We start from the raw sequence: 18,639 nt of genomic DNA, 5'->3' as shown, positions 1-18,639 counted from the left end.
CAGGCACAATTTACCAAGCGTAGTCCAGTCTCAGGCCAATCAGTGGTTCGGCTTCGCCACTGTCTTCCACTTCAACGCCTCGGCGGTAGTCAAACTCACTGTCGTCGCTTGAGCCCGCCGCCGTTACGTTGATGACATCGAGAAAGGATGTTACATCTATAGCGCCGAATGCGCGCCGATAGTCAACACGAACGTTCACCAGGCTGTAACCGTCTTTGCGACCAATATTACGCTCAGTGATCTCTTTTGAGTACCGTAGCGGTTCCCCGGGTCCCAGTACGTCTGAATGAATAATGAATTCTTCGTCTGGCCTGCCAGAAAGATATTTGTAGCGCCCGGCCACCTTCCAGCGATCGTTGATTTCCCAGGTCAGGCCGAGGGTCGCGACATGCTTTCGGCTGAAGTTGGCGGCGACTTCACCGCGGCCATCCTTCCGATCTATGACGATATCGTTGTAGGAGTAGGTGGCGGTAGTGTAAAGACCTTCTCGAATCATGCCGTTGACCACGAAATCGACACCGTACGATGTGCCGTCACCCATGTTGGAAAAAGTACCGCTTGTCCGATCAAGGTCTACCACCAGGTTGTCGAGATTTTGATGATAGGCCTCCGTTAACACCGACCAATTATTGTTCAGAAAGTACTTTAAACCGATACTTTTATGCGTGATTTCTTCGTTCTCCAGGTCGTTCGACTCGTTGGCGGCAAGCTCTAAAAACCGTGGCGACTGATGAAAGAGTCCTGCGGTCGCAAAATATCGAACCGCTTTACCCGGCTGCCAGTTGACGCTGAACCGGGGCGACGCGAAGCTTTCGTCGGCAAAGCCGTCCCGCTCGAATCGCAATCCGGTGCCAACATCCCAATCGCCGATTTCGAAAACCTGATCTACGTAGCCCGCATAGCTCGTTTCTTTCCGCTTTATTGAAGAGTTGATATTCTCGGGAGTCAGCACAATATAACGCTGTTCGGGGTCTGGTCTGAAATCATCACTGTCGTAGACAAACCGGTTCCAATCACCATCCAGAACAGTATTGTAGTCCAGTTCCATTTGCGTTAACCGAGCACCGGCACTGAACACACCCCATTGATTCATCGTCTCAAAATCACTTCGCCAGCCGATCTCCGTTTCATCTTCACCGATGGTAATAATGTCCTCCCGCACTGGAAAGCTGGACGCGGGTGATCCTTCAGGTACGAGATCAGGGAATGCTTCGCCCTCTGAGCTGATCTTGTCGCTTTTCCGGTAGTAAACCTTGTTGGTCAAAACGGCTTCTTCACCGATCAATGATCGCAACGTCAGCCCGTACAAATCGCTATCTTGTTCAGAGTCCTGAAGTGCCGCATCTTCGAAATTGGGCGACGCAAAAACGTGAGTGACGCCGCGCGTATACTCTTCGTGTGTATCCATCAGTAGGACTTCGAACGTGTGGGTCTCGTTGATGGGTACAACCGACTTCACGATGATATCTCTTAAAACAGGTTCGCCAATATCCAGCTCTTCGATGGTTTCAAACAAGGCGCCGAAATCCAGTCGTCGGGCAGAAACGAGCATCGTAGAATCTTCAGTGATACCTGAAGGGCCGTCATAGCCCACTTCATAGCCCGCCAGGTCAAGACGCAGACTCGCTGAAGGGCTTGGATTGCCATCGGCGACCTCCAGCTTGAGAAGCGATGCCGCCCGGCCACCATAAGCCGGACCCCATCCACCCGGTGAGAACTCGGCCCCACTGATAACGTTCGGTGCGAAAATCGAGAAGCGACCGCCGCCACCGACATCCTCCTCTTCGCCCAGTGATGCATCAAAATGCACCGCTTTATCAAAGGGAAAGTCATCGACGAATAACAGATTGTCTCTCGGGCCACGGCCGCGCACGCTAAAGTTTGCGAATTCACCGGTGGATGCCAGGCCAGGTAACCCGTCCAGCGAGAGGAGTGGATCGGCGCCACCGCCTACAGCACTTCGCAGCGCTTCCCTATCGAGATAGGTGCTGGATGCTGATGCCGCTGAAAATCTATCAGCTTGCCGAGCCCGAACCAGCACTTCCTCAATGGTCTGCGGCCTGAGTTCGAAGTCAATCTGGACATTTTTGCGCGTAATCACGCGTATGCTTGGCTCATACGATGTAGCGAACCCATCTTTGGCTATGTTCACCGAGTAGAGGCCGGGGTCAAGCTGATCAACGACGACGCGACCTTGGGCGTCGGTTTCTACTGATCGCGTGGAATTGGTTTCCCGTTCCGTGATCGTGATCTGCACGCTTGAGAGAGGCCGTTCAGTCTGATCTTTCACCACGATAGTCAGCGCACCAGGCGCTTCTGCAGCGTGGGTGAAAATGGGAAAGCCAATCAGGAGTATCGACAGAGTCAACCACGATACCTGCCTCAAATACCTGCCCATATTGCTAAATCGCCTGCTCATGTTGCTATCCCTCCGAGAATCGACCGTAGTTAGTTGATCAAACGGTGGGAGGTTAACAGCGCCAATGTGACTAAAAAGTCGCTGAAATGTGAAAGATCAAGAGCAACCGATTCGCGATTCCGCCCAACCTCAGACTCGGCGGCCCCCCTGTTAAGCCAGGATTGCAGCCGCCGCTTTTTTAATTCGCACGCTTTCGCAGATTGTTCCGCACCTCCAGGGCGTCATAGCTGTCGACCTCCGTGGGGCGTACACCCTTGCCCAAGCGGATTTCCAGAATCACTTCCGACTCGGCCCGGTTACCCGAACTGATCTCGGCGCCGTAAGTGGTGGAGGGACGGGAGCTTGTGGTGCAGCCGAGCAAACCGCAGTGGCGCTCTACCTCCCGGGTGCGGCTCGCGTTTACGCCAGTGCTTGGCTCCCGCTTCTCACCATCGACGTGCCGATCGGCAACCACAAACCAGTCGTAGTCCGCCATCAACGTCAGTTCGGCGGCCCGAAGCAGAGCGTAATCCATGGCCTCAAACTGGGTGTCACCGCGCATTTTGAACGACACACGGTACCGGTTATCGGCAATCTGACTTTCCCGGTAGCCGTAGCCGCCGTCTGAGGCGGGTTGGTAAACCTTGGGTGCCGCACAGGCGCTGATCAACAGAACCATCATCAGGGCGACTATTGGCTTTTTCATACGTTACCTCCCGATTGTCTGGTAAACGACTGAGCATGGTTACTGCTGCCAATTGCGCTCAATCAATTGCTTTTCCTGCTCCGGCTCAATGATGTCGCCGGCCATCATCTGGTCGAGCGCGCTGTCCAGCAATGAGCCACCGCTGGCGGTCTGATAGCTGCCGGGCTCCACGGCCCGCTGCCGAATACTGGCCAACTCTTCCCAGCCGGCCTCGGTCTGTTGGGCGCGGCAGGCGATGTTCTCCGACCGCTCGCCCGCGCCGGTTACCCGGTACTGCCGGCAGTGCTGCCCGTCCCGATTCACAAAGGTGAGACGGGGGGTAATTTCCCGGCCATCGGGCAGGGTTTCGGTGGTGCCGCTGGGCAGCGTTTCCAGACGCTCGGCGACCGGCTGAAAAGCGTCGACTTGCGGACTCCCGGCATTGTCGGTGACCTCGGCCAGTCCGAACCCGAACGCCAACGCAATAGCGGCCGCAATGCCGGTTTGCGCGTTCAGGGCCTGACGGGCGCGTCGCCACAAGGGAAAGGCAATCACCTGGGCGGATTCAGGCCTGGCATCCTCTTCCGACAGCATCTTTTGAACGGCACTCGGCAGTGGCCTTTCATCAATGGCCCGGGCCCGTTCGCTGACCAGTTCGTCCACGGCGCTCAGCTCCGCCAGGCGGTCCGCCAGTGCCGGATCTTCAGCCAGCCGGGCGCGAACCTGCTCCATTTCGGCCGGGGGCAGTTCGCCATCCAGAAAGGCCGACAGGGTTTCATCGTTGATGTTCATGAGCGGGTCCTCGCTACAGGTAAGTTCAGGCTTTGTATGAGAGCGGTTCGGGCGCGAGCCAGGCGGCTCATCACGGTTCCCGGGGGTATTTCCAGCGTGGCGGCTGCCTCCTTGTAGGACAGGCCCTGGACGGCCACCAACGACAGCACCAAACGCTGGTCGTCCGGCAGTTTATCCATGGCGCGGCTGACCTGATCGAGCTCGACTTCGCTCGACATGGCCCGCTCTCCGTCGACAATTTCGCGCTCCTGCAGTTGCGGCTGCAAAGTCGCTTCCTGGCGGACCTTCTGAGAGCGGTAACCGTCGATCCACAAATTCCGGCAGACCCGGAACAGCCACTTCGTCAATTCCACGCCTTCGGGTACAGTACGGTTCAGCGCTCGCTCTACCGTGCTCTGTAGCAGGTCGTCGGCATCGTCCATCGACCCGGTGAGCGAGTAAGCAAACCGCCTGAGCTGAGGCAACACCTCGGTCAAATCACTTTTCATAGACAGCACCTTTCTGTTGTACCCTGTTAACGGGCCAGCGGTTTTTTTATTCCCGACCCCAGGAATTTTTTATCGGGTGAGGCCGTTATAGTAACAGGTGGCCCTCGGGCCAAGCGCTCACCCTCACCGGATACGTCATTATGAAAGCCAACCCCCGACCGGCCAGACTGACCCGGTTGCGCCCGCTGGTGCTATGCCTGCTGGGCCTGGGCACCGTCGCCCAGGCGCAACTGGATTTGCCCTCCGCGGTGACCGACCGGGTGGACCGCTCTATTGACTCCATAGAGCGCGTGCACCGGGATTCCCTCCCTGATGTCACCAGTGCCCTGGAGCGCCGACTCACGGCCCCGTTGCCGGAGCAACTGCCCGACACCCTGCGCCCACCGGCAGAACCCCTGGGCGCCCTTCCCAGCCGTATGCCGATACTGGACTCCCGGGGCGTCCTGCTGTTTATGGACGTGGAGGTGGAAGACGGCTGGCGCGCCGTGCAGCACGAGTGGCTGCTGATGCTTGCGCCCGGGGAACTGTCGCTGCTGGAACCGCTGAACGTCGAGATTCTGGAGCAGAAGCGCCTACCCAAGCTGGGGCTGGAGATGGTGCGCTTCCGGGTGCCCCCGCAACTGGATTCCTACGCCGCGCTGCAAAGCGCCTTGCCGGCCGACCTGGCCGAACGACTGGACCGCAATCACATCTACAGGCCTCAGGCCGACAATTCATCGCCGGAATCCGCCGAGCGCCCACGTCAACCGGTGTGCGCACAGGCAGTGAAGGTGGGCATGATCGATACCGCCATCGCCACCGAGCATCCCGGGCTGATCAACAGCCGCATTGTGGAGCGAAACTTTTTACCGGACCCCGAGGGCACGGCACAGACAGGGCCGCCCACCGGACATGGCACGGCCGTAGCCGGGCTGATGCTGGGAATTATTGACGGAGTACCCGCGCGCTTACCGGGGGCGACACTCTATAACGCCTCGGTGTTCTACAGCCGCAACCAATACGCCCAGGGCGCCACCATGATGCATTTAGTATCGGGCCTGGAATGGCTGACCGAGCAGGACGTAAGCGTGATCAATATGAGCCTCACGGGGCCCGACAATCGCGTACTCGCCACCGCCATGGAGCGGATTATCGCTGGCGGTACCGTCGTGGTCGCGGCAGCAGGTAATGAAGGCCCGGCCGCCCCGCCGCTTTACCCAGCGGCCTACAGTGGCGTGATCGCCAGTACCGCCGTGGATGCCGACGGGCAGGTGTATCGCTGGGCCAATCGGGGGGAGCACATCGATTTCGCCGGCCCCGGCGTGTCGGTACGCACCACCCGGGGCACCGGGGAGTTTGGTCATGAGAGCGGCACTTCCATGGCGGCACCGACGGTGACCGCCCATGTGGCCTGTGCATTGGCCAGGCAACTGGCCTCAAGTGAAAACGTGGTGCAGTATCTGGCCGGGCAAGCGAAAGACCTTGGAGAGGCGGGCCGCGACCCGATTTTCGGCCACGGCCTGCTGCAGTAACAGGAATTAGAACTCCACACTCAATAGCGCCGATACGCCGGTTTCCCGGTAATCCGCCGCATCGAAATTCGAGCGGTAGTTCCCGTGCTCCACTTTGGTTTCCAGTGCCAGCCACTCCAGAAAACTCAGTGTCCAGATCGCTTCGACCACATGACTGCGGTCATGCCGGGTGCCCCTGCCGGTTGGTGACATGGCGCTACCGGTTCCAGGCAGCCCTTGTTCGGTTCCGCTGTCGGTGACAGGCAGCGACTCCTCGTTGCCGTAGTCCCGATCCTGATAGCGCCAGCCCAGCTGAATCCTGCTTTCCTGACCCGCTATCGAACCGGTGTGGGAATAGCGAGCACGCAATTTAAGCGCGGTGTTATCGAACGCCGGCGAATGGGCGTGCTCCACCTGACGACCCACACCCAATGACCAGAACGTGCGTGACTCATTGAGAAAATAATACACATCGGCAGCCAGCTCCTCGTCATCGGCATTGCGGTCACGATTGTTCTCGAACCGCTTTTCGCTGTCGGTGTAAGCCCCGCGAACATAAACACCCGAGCTAAACAATTTAGCGGCGTAGAGGCTGTTTTGAGTCAGATCCAGCAAGGGCTCGGACGCAAGCTCGGCGTCGGCCATATGGCGGCTCAGGCCCCAGGTGATGCCCGCCAGGTCGATGGCGGCATCCAGCGACGCGATACCCAGGTCCTGATCGAATTCGCTGACCTCGTGATAGCGGCGCGAGGATAGGCTGTAGCTGCCTTTCAAGGTGATTCGCTCGGTCGGATAAAGCTCACCACCGACCCGGCCGTACAATACATTCGCCCAGTCGCCCTGGTTGGATATCTGGTCCAGCGACGCAACCGACAGCGTCGAATCATAGGCACCGCCGGCCTGGAGTTTCACATTGAAATCAGCCTTTTTATCCGACGTCCCACCCTCCTGAGCAAAGGTGGCAACGCTGGACAAAGCGGCGGCAAGGGTTAACGCAATTCGGGGTAGTGTATTCATGGCAATGACTCCAAAAAAAACACCGGTCGGGCTGATGCCCGCCGGTGTCAATTAACAGGGATGTTAGCGAGTGATATTGGCGTTGAGTGCCTGATTGACGGAGGCTTCAACGGCCCCGGCCGCTTCAGTGGCCACCTGGTCGGCCACGGCGGCACTCACCTGCTGAGCCACTTCCGCATCCACCGCCGTCGCCGCTGCCGCGCTCACGGAATTGGACACTTCATTGCTCACCGTCTGGCTGACTTCGGCGGCCACATCCGCGCCAGTCGCTGCGGCAACACTGGCCGACTCCACCGCAGCAGCAGCTTGCGACTCAGCCTGGGTGCGAACCTCCGAAGCAGTCTCAACGCCACTCTGAACGGCAGCCTGAGCCGCGCCCTGTCCCTGTTCGTCGGTTGGCTCACTGGCTTCACGAGCGCCAGAGGTCTGCATCTGGGCGTTGGCGTTAACGCGAGCATCAGACTCGGCGTCAGCATTGATGGATTGGGCCGAACTTGGCAGAGCCAGAACGGAAGCGATGGCGAGTACAAGTGTTGATTTTTTCATGACTAAGACCTCCTACTGATTGGGTTTCAATCAGTTAACGTCTTAGCGGGAGATTTATTCCTTCGATAAATACGAGCTTCCTACCGACACTTGCAAGCTCTTCGGTGTCGAGCTCGGCCTGGTTGGCGCTGGCGCCGGGGGCAGAATTACTTAGCTGGGGTTGTAGCTCAGTGTCAGGTAGAGCGCTTTGGCCTTCTCTAGCTCTAGAGCATCAGTAGCAAACGCTAACACCCAGCGGTGATGGCTGGCACTCAAGCCAAGTACGCGACGTTCCAGATCATAGCTCAGCCCCCATTCGGTATCGGGCCGCCAACGGCGGGCTACACCGAGAACGGGCATCAAGGTGCCGAACTGGTGTTTCAGGTGGGTGTTGAAGGACCAAGGGCCGCTTTTGAATTCGGAGGAGAGGAGGTATCGGGGCTCGATGGTTTGTCGGTACTCCTCCCGATAACCTTCGGTGCCCTCGAATAATGGATTAAAGGACACAAAACCTGCTTCGTCATAAGTCTGCCGCTGACTGTTGGCGGATGCGACGGTGTAAGGGGCTCGATTCCATTCAACGGCGGCCCACACATCCTCAGCCTGCACGGATAGCTGCCAGCGATCGGTGACTTGATAGTCCAGCTTCAGGTCCAGCGCGTGACCGACGCCCGTTGGGCGGTCGATGTTGGGGCGATTGAACAGGCTGTCCCGGTAATAATGGTAATCCACATCGGCGGCGATGTGGTAGCTGCCGTCAGTATTTGTGGTCAAGCTTCCGGATAGGCCACCATCCATCAGGTGTTGGGCTTCAAAAACCGACACATCGACCGATGCACTCCAACGATCCTGGCGGTGAGTGTAACCGAGCCTGGCGCCCTGCCCTGTAAAGCCAGAGACGGTCAGTTCAATGGGTACATTTGCGTCAGTCAACGGTTCGTTGCGCTCGATGCGACCGTAGTATTGTGCCGCTCGCTCATTGATGCGAGTTGACGCCAGCCCTCTTTGAACAACGGCAATGGATAGGCCGTTGTTCAGCCGGTAGCCAACTTCGAACTCATTGAGCAGCCATTGGCGCTCGCCTTTATCGAAGGACTCGCCCCACTCCTCCACGGTGTCCAGTAAGGGTTCTGGCTCGCTGTACCCATCCAGGGTGACGGATACAAAAACACCGCTGTCGGCTAGAGTCGGCAGCGGTGCAAAAATAAAAAGCAACAAGGCCAGGCCGGAGCCCAACCTTGTGCTAACGCGACGCGTATTACGCTCTTCCATTAAATAAGCGATTCGACTTCGTTGGCATCACCATTGGGGTAAACAATCACGGGCACGCCATCGCGGCTTTCGACGGTGCCGATGACTTCTCCATCGATCAGCGCCTCGCCGGTTATGATGGGTTCACCCGCTTCGTTGGTGCTGGCGTTCAACTTCAGCTCATAACCCTGGGGGTTGAACAAGCGCAGGTCCAGAGACTCGGATTCGGCCATATCACCGCTGGCTTCCAGGGTGTAGTTACCGCCGTCCCAGTCGGTGTTGATGCGCACCATACCGCCTTCGTACGCGGAACGATTGAAGGTTGCGGTCAGCCGGGCTTCGGGCAGCTCTGGTAGAGCCAGGCGCGCCGAGACGGTGACGGAGCCCTTGAGGAAATTGTCAGCGGTTTCGAGGTCCGGGAGGTACATATCGGCCCAGAAGCCACCACCGCTCACTTCCGTCGAGGCTGACGCACGGATTGACGTGACATTCAACTCCTGCATTTGCGTATCATTCAACGACAAGCGCTGCTGGATTCCATCGATCACACCCTGCTCAAGCAGCTCAGCATCTGCCTCGGCGAGAGGATCACCTTCGATTCCCTCTCCCTTCAACGCGAACTCCGCACAGCCCGGCATCACCGTAGGAAATTGGGTATCTCCGTAACGGTGGTTCACATACGCTTCGCGGTCTGCCAGGCACAGGTTGTACTCGTCGGTGTCGATGTTACGGACGTCGTAGTAGCCGCCGTTGTTGGTCGACAAGTAGAAGGCGTGCAGGTCGTCTCCGACACGATTGGTTTGAGCCTGAAAGGCCGCAGCCACGTCATTCAACAGATCGGCATCAGCTAAATCTAACGTGAGAGACGTTCCACGTTCGTAGCCATTTTTATCCAGAGAACCAGACAAGATATTATCCGACAACGGAACGACCGTGTAATACTGGTAATCATTTCCCGGGATGTCGACGACCTCTGCAAGGTTCAGCGATACGGAAAGATCGCCTTCTACCCAGAAGGTATCCAATGATTTCAGCACTGCATCAGTCTTGAATCCGGTAAGATTGTAGTCAAACTCTTGATAATCACTTATGGAGTAGTCGTAGTACCTCAGAGTGACCACTTCCGGCAATGCATCGCGCACATTTGCCGCCAACGTTTCCCTCAAGGCATCGGCGGACTCCTGATCCAACACGTAGAAGTACGAAGTCGGCTCACCGGTCTCATACAGGTCCCGAATAGAGGGAGTGTAGCTGCCTTCCCAGTCGTCGTTGTAGTAGACAACAGTGGCATCCGCGTCGCTCGCGACCGGTGTGCTCAGCGCCTCAATGGGTGAAAAAGTCATCTCACCATTGACGGCAAGCCGTGCCCCGGAGTAATCCGACCAGGTAAACGCATCAAAGCTGGCGGCGTTGTTCAACCGAGCAGCAATGGTAACGCCTGCCGCGTAGCGACCGTCGGCGGATTGCAGGTCACCAGTAAAGCGCAGGCGCTCCAGGTTCATCGGGCCGCTGTTGTAGTCGCCCAGAAGGCGCGCGTCGTCGTTCAGGCGAACCATCGAGGCTTCTACATCGCCTGTGAGTTCATTGCCGGCGCTGAACACTGTCACACCACCCGATAGCGCTGCTGAGCGGAAGGCCGCATCAGCTTCGTCTGCGTCGAACAGGCCGTCTTCGGAGGCCTGGAGGGCATTCGCGAGTTCAACCGATACGGACAGGTCGCGCAACTGGATAAAGTGATCGGATGACAGATCGCCAACGTGCCCGACCAGGCTGAGCTCAGTATTTTGCGCCAGTTCGTTCAAGAGTCCGCTTACCTGACCGTCATCGGTAACGAACGCTTCCAGAGCGCCTTTCGTGATGCTGGTGTGCAATGCCAATGCAAAGGGTGCGAAAGCATCGCCGGAGTCACCCGCCACGGTGCCGGACAGAGACAGAACCAGGCCCTGATCATAGGTGGCTTCAATGTGGGCGGTGCCCACGGTGTCGCCATTGGTGTTGGTGATGGTGATTGGCTCGGAGCCGCCGTCATTCAACAGGGCCACCAGTTTCTCCGGGTTGGCGTCAGCAAACAGGCCTACCTGATTCAGCACTTCACCAACAAACTGGAATTGGCTTTGGACTTTACCGTCTACGCTGGCCTTGATGGCTTCAGCATCAACTTCAGCAGCCGCCGCGATGCTGTCGGTGTCGGTGGCTTCGAGCGTGGACACCCAAGTGCGGGCATCGGCAACGAATGATTTATAAGCGGCAATTTTCTGTTCGGTGGTGGTATTTTCATCAACCACCAGGTCTTCATCGTAGTCCGGTGAGAACCCTGCTTCGCCCGCCGCATCGTACTGGGCAGACTGATTGCTCAGCGCATCCAACGCGTCGGTGTCGAGGCCGTCGGAGCTGTTGATGACGTCGTTGATCGCCTGAGACAGGTTCGCCATGTTGAAACTGTCATCGGCGTCTCCGGCGCTGCCATCTTGCAGGGCGGCGGTGAATTTCTGCAGTTTTTCACCCAGGCTGACCTCACCGTCTTCTTTGAACAGAAGCTCGGCCACGGCGGCGTTCATCACTGCGTACTGGGTTTCCTCGGCGCTGGCACCGGAAATCTGGGACAGACCTTTAGAGCCGGTGCGCTCAATATCAAAGCCAACCAGTTGGCTGACTTCGGCCGAGGCCTGCTTGCGAGCGGCGGCCAGGTCTTTGCCGCCTTCGGCGATCAGGGCCTTGGCGCGCTTGGCGGCCATGCTGGACCAGGCGGTAACCGCCGCTTCAATACGGTCGCTTTCAACGGGCTTGTCGACGATGGCGTTTAATACGAAGTCCACGGGCAGGTCGATGTCCGAGAAGCGTTCGCCATCGCCACAGCGGCTTGCATCGCACACCATTTTGGTGGTGCCTTCAACGACAGTCACTTCCACTTCAACCGGGCCGCCTTGGTAGTCGCTGGTCAGCTCCAGCTCATAGCTGCCCTCGCCGTCGGTCTCGGTGCTACCTACCGAGCCTTCGAGGCGCTCGCCGGCATCATCCAGCTCGTAGGCGGTTACGCGGGCGTTTTTCAGGACCCCTTTGGTGGCCACACCGGCCAGTGTGACGCCACTGCCTTCATCAACGGGGCCCGGCTCGGTAACGGGCGGTTCAGTCGTCGGAGGGGGGGTGTTATCACCACCGCCTGAACTGCCACCACAGCCGACGAGGGCCACCAGTGTCGCGACGGAAAGGTACGTAAGGGGAGTCTTGAGTTTGACCATGTTGTTCTCCATTGGGGTCCTTGTTGCTTGCACGCGAAGCGTTGTTCCAAGCTCGGTGTTGAGCGGCATGCCAAATGGAGTTTATACACGGGTATGTTTCGGATTCAATAAAAATGTGGACTGGATCACGGTTTTTTATGTTTGCTGGTTTAATTAATAATTTTTCCGCCGGTATCTTGTCGCGCCCTTGAGGTGGACCTTATTTTCTGCACCCAGCGTCACTTTTTTGTCTGGGTCGGTTGTGCAAAAAATACGCACTCGGGCCGAGGCTGAAAGGCCCCAGGCTAACTCTTACATTCTGGCCAGGCCTGACCGGTTATCATATCCTGCCCTCTGTTGTATGTGGTCACCAGGCCCACTTGCAGCGTGACAGAGTCAGCACTCCAATCTATTTTCCTGACCGGCCGGACCGGAAAATGATCATACCTTGGCTGCATGCCAGGAACAGGGATATTGTACCGGGCCCCAACCAACTGTTCCTGCAATTCAGCTTTATAGACAGTCCCCGGTTCGGGTGGCGAAGGGCGCAGGCAGGGGTGAGTGAATGTCATTACGTTATCTACCAGATAGGCTTTCAGGTCCACCTCGACCGTCCGCACTTTATCAGGATCGAACACCGTACTGACCCCCAACCGAAGCCCCAGTTCATCGGGTTCGCTGCCGGGAATCTGTTGGACGGATTGAATCCTCACAAACTGCGGTCTATCAGACATTTGCTGCAAGAGCGCCTCATCAAGTACCGCTTGGGGGAACTCATACCGCTTGGCAACTTCTCGCCAAGTTCGATAATCGGCTATGCCCAGCAGTAGCACCAGGCCCAACGTTGTCTTCAAGAAAAAGCCCATTGACGCTCTCTGTTAATGGATGCTCGAAATTGCGAGCCCCATAAAGAATATCGCTATTATAGCCAAAGGAACCAACAAACTGACCGACAGCCCCAACAGCTTCCCGCCGAACGATTTCCCCACAACGAAACCCCGTGCGCCCATCAGAAACAGCATCCATACAACGAAAACCACTCCGTTAACCACCAACATCACCCTCCAACTGGAAACGTCAGAGCAAACGAAAGTAAGTGGACACAACAACCTATCCACCAATCCAGGCTCTTCCTGGCCACTCGTAAAGCCAGTCAGCCAGAACCATCCCAGATAGTAGGCGACGATTATTAAAAAAATGACACCAAAACGCAGCAAGGTGCCTCTCCCGGGGCGATATTGGGATGGTCCTTTTGTCACGGAGTCTCCTTAACAATATTATTAGCAGGAAATTTTCCTTATTTAAAACAAGAAAGCTTCCTATGTTTCTCCGGCATTCGTTATAACATGCCCCACACCCCCTGTCACCGCTAGCCTACCGACTATTGCCAGTTATAGCGCTCGGCGCTTCTCCATTTTCCACCCAGTCGACGACCGCGCTCAGCAGGTCAAAGGAATGGTAGGTATTGGCCCCGCCGGCGCAATGGCCCATGCAGGGCACGAAATAAAAGCGGCTGGCGTCGCCCCAGCCTTCATTGGCTTCGCCCGCCCGCAGATAAAACCCAAGCGTGTCGTAGGCGGAGAACCGAGCGTCGCTGACCCCGTGATAGAACAGAATCTTCCCGCCGCGATCGAGGAAGGTCGAAAAGTTGGTCCAGCGGTAGCTGTCGGTGCGCGCCTGTATCGGGTCATTGCGCAGCCGGGCATCCTCGGCGTCGATGTCGAGCTCGGTCTGGTCGGCGCTAGCGCTGGCCGAAATTCGAATACCCCGAACGCATGGCCGGCGTGTCACCAGCGGCATTGTCACCACCGACGCTGAAAGAACCGGCGGGTTTTTCCTCAGCGCGGGCAATTTCGGTGTGTGCAGTTTCAGCCCCGATCAATGCCGAACAGGTGATTTCGGTCCTGGTGCTTCAGCACCTTTATATAAAATTCGACGCAGCCAATAGGCCATTTTTGAATGTCGTCGGCGTTCAAAAGTTCCGCTGGTAATAAGACACCACGCTGAGGCGGAGGCCCGTGTCGAAAGTGAATCCAGCTGTGTGCCCCTGATAGCTTCTGAGCCCTTTACCCGATCACCGCTTTCCGTGTCGCTTAAACCTTCAACAAGGTTTCGTCTGAATAGTCTCGTCATTTAAACCAGAATTCTGCTACCGAGCACTTGGCGTCGTAATCTCTAGTCAGGGTCCGACAGGATATGCTATACATTGAAGTTGCAGTTATCCAATAAATAAGGAGACATTTCATGGCTACGAAGCGCACTGACAAAAACCGAGCAGAGGGCGAAGAAAGAACACAAGAAAAGAAGGACGCCCTTTACATCATCCACCAGGGTGTTTACTACAAGATTCTTCCTGAAGAGCTAAAGAAGTACGCAATGTCCGATGAGGAAGTCGAAGCGCTAATCAAAGCCAGTGGTTCAGAAGCGGAACGCCAGCAAAAGGTAGCTCAGGAACAAGCAGCTCGGCAACAGCCAGGCGGATATCCTACAGCTTTTGCCAGACCAACACCGACACAAAATTATGCGCCCCCTCCCATGTATTCTTGGCCGACCATGCCAGGTTTTTACCCGACTCCTACGGCCTTTGCCCGCCCCACGCCGGGGAGTTTTTCAGGACCCATGCCGGCGAACTTTTCCGCACCCGCCCCGACAGCATTCGCCCGGCCCACACCCACGGCGTTCGCTCGCCCCACACCAACAGCCTTTGCCAGGCCAACGCCAACCTACATAGATCCTGCTTTTGTTCCCCCTGTGGTTTTCCCCGGTCCCCGTTAAAGGAGCCAGTCATGCAACCAATACCGGAATACGCGTATTCCTGGCGGCCTTATGCCAACCCTGGCTTAATTTCAAGAGCTTTTACGGGCCCCGATACGTGCCACTACCGCTTCATCATCGACCCCTGGACGCAAAATTGGGTGATTACTGAACCTGTGGCCGACGAGCTTTTGGCAATGTGTAATGGGAAACGGCGGTTTTCCGAAATCATGCGAAAGCTCGAGAACGAAAACGAAAATGCCGAATCGTTTGACCTGTCCGAACTTGCGCTTCAGCTACGCAAAAGAGAAATTCTGTTTTGCAATGCAAATGACCACAAGTTAAGTGGCCGTCCCGTCTACAATACCTGCGATTTCACTGGTCTGCACATTGAGATAACCAACGCGTGCAACATGACCTGTACCCATTGCTACGTATCGTCTGGTAAGCCGATGGCCAACGAAATGGACTGGGATACCATTTACGATACCGTGGACTCGCTTCCACCACACTCCGGGCGGCGTATCGCGATCTCGGGGGGCGAACCCATCGTCCGCAAAGGCTGTATGAGCTTGGTGGAATATTGCGTTCGCGACTGCGGCCACGACGTAGACCTCTATACTAATGGAAGAAAATTTCCAAAGAGATTCGCCGAACAGATTTCGGACCTAAACAAGAGGCATTCGGCGCAGATTCGTTTGCAAGTCAGCCTTGAAGGCGCTAATGAAATAACGAACGACCTGGTTCGGGGAACGGGTTCATTTAAGGATGCCTGTGAATCGCTGGCCATGTTTCAGGAGCTTGGGCTAGGGCCGCAGGTTGTCCTTTTCGTTTGCCTAACCAAACACAACATTCACCAGGTAGAGCAGATTATTGCGCTGGCGGAAGAATATAGTGCCGGGATGCTTGTGTTCTCGCAATGGCAGCGCCAGGGCAATGCCGAGGACACACCCTGGGAATCCATAGCGCCGGCAAACAAGGATTGGGTTCGAGCAGGAGACATTATTGCGAACTATCGTAGTCCGACATTACAGGTCCATGGCAATTTCTACGGGGATCTGGGAAACAACGAGATTGGTAGGTTTAGCCTGGACAGCCAAAAGTTTCCCAAACACGTTTATTACTATAACGCGTTCCCTCGCATTACCCCACAAGGGGACGTGCTTGCGGATCAGATGTGGGTAGATCAGAGCTGGATGCTCGGCAATGTCAAGAACGAGACGCTGGACATGTGCTTCCGAAAACCTCAATTCTACGAACAGCTATACCAGATGTACACGCGTTCAGATAAAATTAGCGAGTGCAAAGCGTGTGCCTGGAGAGAGTTGTGTGAATCAGGGTCGCCCGGCCACACTTATGCGGAGTACGGCCACATGGATGAGAAAGACTTATTCTGTGAGGTCAGAAAGTATTGGTTCGAACGCTACATCGAACACCATATCAATAAGGCATTCGGTACGGCTACAGTCAGGTCACCCGTTGTCGAGGAACGGTCCTCAAGCAAACTGATCGCGGCGGCCAGCATTCTTTAATCAACGGGCAAGATTGATGTCTTTCGAATGGAATGACCGCATAAGAAGCATTGCGAGGAATTGGCTATTTGGCGATTTTCCTGCAGCGGAGCGTTTCCCGGAAACGGTAATTCTGCCACTGGAGAACCCTGATCTTCACGACCACGAATCTTTTATGACTCAACTTGGCGGTAGGCTCAAACACCTTACCAGTATTTCCATAGGCCGCAAGAACGGGGTCACTGTTGGTGTCATGCGCAGCAAACTCGGTGGCCCGGCAGTGGCCCTGGCGACTGAATGTTTGGCGATGATGGGGGTACGCCGAATCATTGGCGTTGGCTACTGTGGGAGCCTGAAGAAAACATGTACCGCAGGCAGCATACTAGTCCCCACCCACTGTTACACGGACGATCACCTACCGCTGCGCTACGGAGCCGACGCTTCGGGAATACGTTCTGACTCAACGTTATCCGAACAGCTCTACCATCAGCTGCAGCAGCAGGCAGTCAACCCGATTCGGGCAGCGTTGTGGAGCACTGACGCGATCATGCTTGAAACGTCCGAAGCGATCAATCGTTGGGCAAGTACAGGCGCTTTGGGGGTCGATATGGAGTGCGCAACGCTATTTCAGGTGGCTGGAATGCGTAATATGGCCAGTTCAGCTATTGTGGTGGCGAGCGACAACGCCGTGACCGGGGAGCCCGCAAATAATGGGGTATTAGCGAACGCTCGTGATGCCGCTATAGAGGCCGCGTTCGCTGTAGCTAAAACAGCGCCCTGATCCTGACTGTAACAGCAGTAACACGCTCAAAAATCACCTTTTCTGAGCGCGTCGGTCAGCACCTGCTCAGATTTTCGCAACTTTGAACAGTCACCGGGAGGCTGATCCCGGAACCGCTAGTCTCTATCGGCACTCATAGCTATCGGCCGACGCCTCATCCCCACCAACATAATGCGGGTGCTCCGGATAGGCACAAAGCTTGGTGTTGGCGGGCTCAGGATTCGTACGCGAAGCGATGACATCGCCCGGCGCTTCGCCATTTTCCACCCAGTCGACGACCGCGCTCAGCAGGTCAAAGGAATCGTAGGTATTGGCCCCGCCGGCGCAATGGCCCATGCCGGGCACGTGATAGTAGCGGCTGGCATCGCTCCAGCCTTCATTGGCTTCGTCCGCCCGCTGATAAAAGCCGAGCGTGTCGTAGGCGGAGAACCAAGCGTCGCTGACCCCGTGATAGAACAGGATCTTCCCACCGCGATTGAGGAAGGTCGAAAAGTTGGTCCAGCCGTAGCTGTCGGTGCGCGCCTGCATCGGATCATTGCGCAGCCGCGCATCGTCAGCGTCGATGTCGAGCTCGGTCTGGTCGGCGCTGGCGCCGGGCGAGAAGAAGTTCTCACCCGGGATAAAGGTCATACCCCCTTCGATCATGCCGGTGTCGACGGGAAAGGCGGGATAGATCTCGTAGCCGGCGCTGTTGACCAGCGGCGCGAATGCCTTGTCGATCGCGTCGGCCTGCGCCTGGGATAGACACGAATCGCCCTCCCCCGCCTCGCACACCAGCAGGCCGGGGTCGAAGTCGCAGCCACGGACATTGGCGACCACCCCGTCTTCAAGGCCATCCAGGCCGTCGCATTGCGCCAGAAGCCCGTCATGCACCGCGCGGCGCTCGGCCGGAGAAAAGGCGCGGCCGATCTGCGGATTGCCTTCCTCGTCACGGGGCGCTATCTCGTTAAAGGCCACGACCGCCTTGCGCAGGGCGAAATTCGAATGCCCCGTGCGCATGGCCGGCGCGCCGACAACGGCGCCGTCGAACAGCATGGGGTAGCGCTGCGCGGCCAGCATGCTCTCGCGCCCACCGGTCGAGCAGCCGGAAATATAGGTATGATGCGCCGCCTGCCCGTAATGAGCGCTCAGGATCTCCTTGCCCAGCCGGGTGACCTTGGCCACGGACTGTCCGGCAAAATCTAGCGCGGCCTGCTGATCGGCCATAAAGGAGGCGTCGAAACCGTGCTCGCCCTTGTGCCCGCCATCGGTGGAAATCACCGCAAAACCGCGCGCCAGAGCCGGCGTGTCGCCGGCCGCGTTGCCGCCAAGCGGCGGATGCAGTGTTCCATTCAGCCCACCGCCGCCCTGAAACAGGAAGCGCCCGTTCCAATCCACCGGCATGGCCAGCGCGAAACCGAGACCATAGGTCTTACCATCCGCACCCACGCGTTCATTGCTCATGCCTTCGACATAGCAATGAGTGGGCAACTCTATCCCAGCACTGTCGGGACCGGAGCCGAAGCTGAATGAACCGGCCGGTTTTCTTTCAGCACTGGTGATTTTGGTGTTGGCTATTTCAAGCCCGGTCAAGGCTGCGCAGGAGCTTTCGGCAACCATGGAGTTGCCGCTGGGAGAATCGGTTATTCCACATCCCGCGACAGCTAGCGCCGCCAGTGTAATCGTGAATCGGTTCATTGTTTTCATTCCTATTTTTATTGCTACCCCAGCAACCGAGGCAAATGAGTTA

General features: G+C 57.0%; 15 protein-coding genes. 4 read left to right on the top strand and 11 right to left on the bottom strand.

The window, feature by feature from the left end; translation table 11 throughout:
- Positions 1 to 10: 10 nt before the first annotated feature.
- From G547_RS0105825 to G547_RS0105810, 4 genes are all read right to left on the bottom strand, one after another.
- Positions 11 to 2,368 carry a TonB-dependent receptor gene (locus G547_RS0105825; protein ID WP_211224510.1) on the bottom strand — a complete coding sequence of 786 codons (2,358 nt, stop codon included), beginning with the start codon at positions 2,366 to 2,368 and terminating at the stop codon, positions 11 to 13.
- Between the two features lie 229 nt (positions 2,369 to 2,597).
- A complete protein-coding gene (locus G547_RS0105820; RefSeq protein ID WP_027329032.1) occupies positions 2,598 to 3,104 on the bottom strand; it encodes a CC0125/CC1285 family lipoprotein in 507 nt (168 codons plus the stop codon).
- 39 nt (positions 3,105 to 3,143) lie between these two features.
- Entirely contained in the window at positions 3,144 to 3,875 is a 732-nt protein-coding gene (locus G547_RS22530; RefSeq protein ID WP_027329031.1) for an anti-sigma factor family protein, read from the bottom strand.
- A complete protein-coding gene (locus tag G547_RS0105810) occupies positions 3,872 to 4,363 on the bottom strand; it encodes an RNA polymerase sigma factor (RefSeq protein ID WP_027329030.1) in 492 nt (163 codons plus the stop codon). The genes G547_RS22530 and G547_RS0105810 overlap by 4 nt, the downstream gene beginning before the upstream one ends.
- A 140-nt stretch (positions 4,364 to 4,503) precedes the next feature.
- Between G547_RS0105810 and G547_RS20340 the strand changes: the two genes are divergently transcribed.
- Positions 4,504 to 5,874 carry a S8 family serine peptidase gene (locus G547_RS20340; RefSeq protein ID WP_051234911.1) on the top strand — a complete coding sequence of 457 codons (1,371 nt, stop codon included), beginning with the start codon at positions 4,504 to 4,506 and terminating at the stop codon, positions 5,872 to 5,874.
- A gap of 6 nt (positions 5,875 to 5,880) precedes the next feature.
- Here G547_RS20340 and G547_RS0105800 read toward each other — a convergent pair whose 3' ends face one another.
- From G547_RS0105800 to G547_RS0105770, 6 genes are all read right to left on the bottom strand, one after another.
- The gene (locus G547_RS0105800) at positions 5,881 to 6,870 is read right to left on the bottom strand and encodes a hypothetical protein (protein WP_027329029.1); all 990 of its coding nucleotides are present in this window, start codon (positions 6,868 to 6,870) and stop codon (positions 5,881 to 5,883) included.
- Between the two features lie 63 nt (positions 6,871 to 6,933).
- Complete coding sequence (locus G547_RS0105795; RefSeq protein ID WP_027329028.1) at positions 6,934 to 7,416, bottom strand: hypothetical protein; 483 nt, start codon at positions 7,414 to 7,416, stop codon at positions 6,934 to 6,936.
- 150 nt (positions 7,417 to 7,566) lie between these two features.
- Positions 7,567 to 8,613, bottom strand: a complete 1,047-nt coding sequence (locus G547_RS0105790; protein ID WP_157209804.1) for a hypothetical protein — start codon at positions 8,611 to 8,613, stop codon at positions 7,567 to 7,569.
- 53 nt (positions 8,614 to 8,666) lie between these two features.
- On the bottom strand, positions 8,667 to 11,885 hold the full coding sequence (locus G547_RS0105785; protein ID WP_157209803.1) for a hypothetical protein: 3,219 nt from the start codon (positions 11,883 to 11,885) through the stop codon (positions 8,667 to 8,669).
- A gap of 284 nt (positions 11,886 to 12,169) precedes the next feature.
- Positions 12,170 to 12,730 (bottom strand): hypothetical protein, encoded by a 561-nt coding sequence (locus tag G547_RS0105780; RefSeq protein ID WP_027329025.1) that lies wholly within the window; start codon positions 12,728 to 12,730, stop codon positions 12,170 to 12,172.
- Between the two features lie 508 nt (positions 12,731 to 13,238).
- The gene (locus tag G547_RS0105770; protein ID WP_027329023.1) at positions 13,239 to 13,664 is read right to left on the bottom strand and encodes a tannase/feruloyl esterase family alpha/beta hydrolase; all 426 of its coding nucleotides are present in this window, start codon (positions 13,662 to 13,664) and stop codon (positions 13,239 to 13,241) included.
- Positions 13,665 to 14,108: 444 nt separating this feature from the next.
- On the opposite strand from G547_RS0105770, the gene G547_RS0105765 reads away from it, so the two are divergent.
- The 3 genes from G547_RS0105765 to G547_RS0105755 are packed head-to-tail and all read left to right on the top strand — an operon-like array spanning position 14,109 to position 16,910.
- Positions 14,109 to 14,639: a hypothetical protein gene (locus tag G547_RS0105765; RefSeq protein WP_027329022.1), complete on the top strand. Its 531-nt coding sequence runs from the start codon at positions 14,109 to 14,111 to the stop codon at positions 14,637 to 14,639.
- Between the two features lie 11 nt (positions 14,640 to 14,650).
- Positions 14,651 to 16,150, top strand: a complete 1,500-nt coding sequence (locus G547_RS0105760; RefSeq protein ID WP_027329021.1) for a radical SAM/SPASM domain-containing protein — start codon at positions 14,651 to 14,653, stop codon at positions 16,148 to 16,150.
- A 16-nt stretch (positions 16,151 to 16,166) separates the two neighbouring features.
- Positions 16,167 to 16,910, top strand: a complete 744-nt coding sequence (locus G547_RS0105755) for a phosphorylase family protein (RefSeq protein ID WP_027329020.1) — start codon at positions 16,167 to 16,169, stop codon at positions 16,908 to 16,910.
- 123 nt (positions 16,911 to 17,033) lie between these two features.
- On the opposite strand, the gene G547_RS0105750 is transcribed toward G547_RS0105755, so the two are convergent.
- Positions 17,034 to 18,587, bottom strand: coding sequence for a DUF6351 family protein (locus G547_RS0105750; RefSeq protein WP_084645717.1), 1,554 nt, complete (start codon positions 18,585 to 18,587; stop codon positions 17,034 to 17,036).
- Between the last annotated feature and the right edge of the window lie 52 nt (positions 18,588 to 18,639).

Origin of the sequence: Marinimicrobium agarilyticum DSM 16975, assembly GCF_000423345.1 — a bacterium.
Lineage (GTDB): Bacteria > Pseudomonadota > Gammaproteobacteria > Pseudomonadales > Cellvibrionaceae > Marinimicrobium > Marinimicrobium agarilyticum.
The sequence above is the reverse complement of the archived record's forward strand: the minus strand, read 5'-3'. Positions and strand labels throughout refer to the sequence as shown.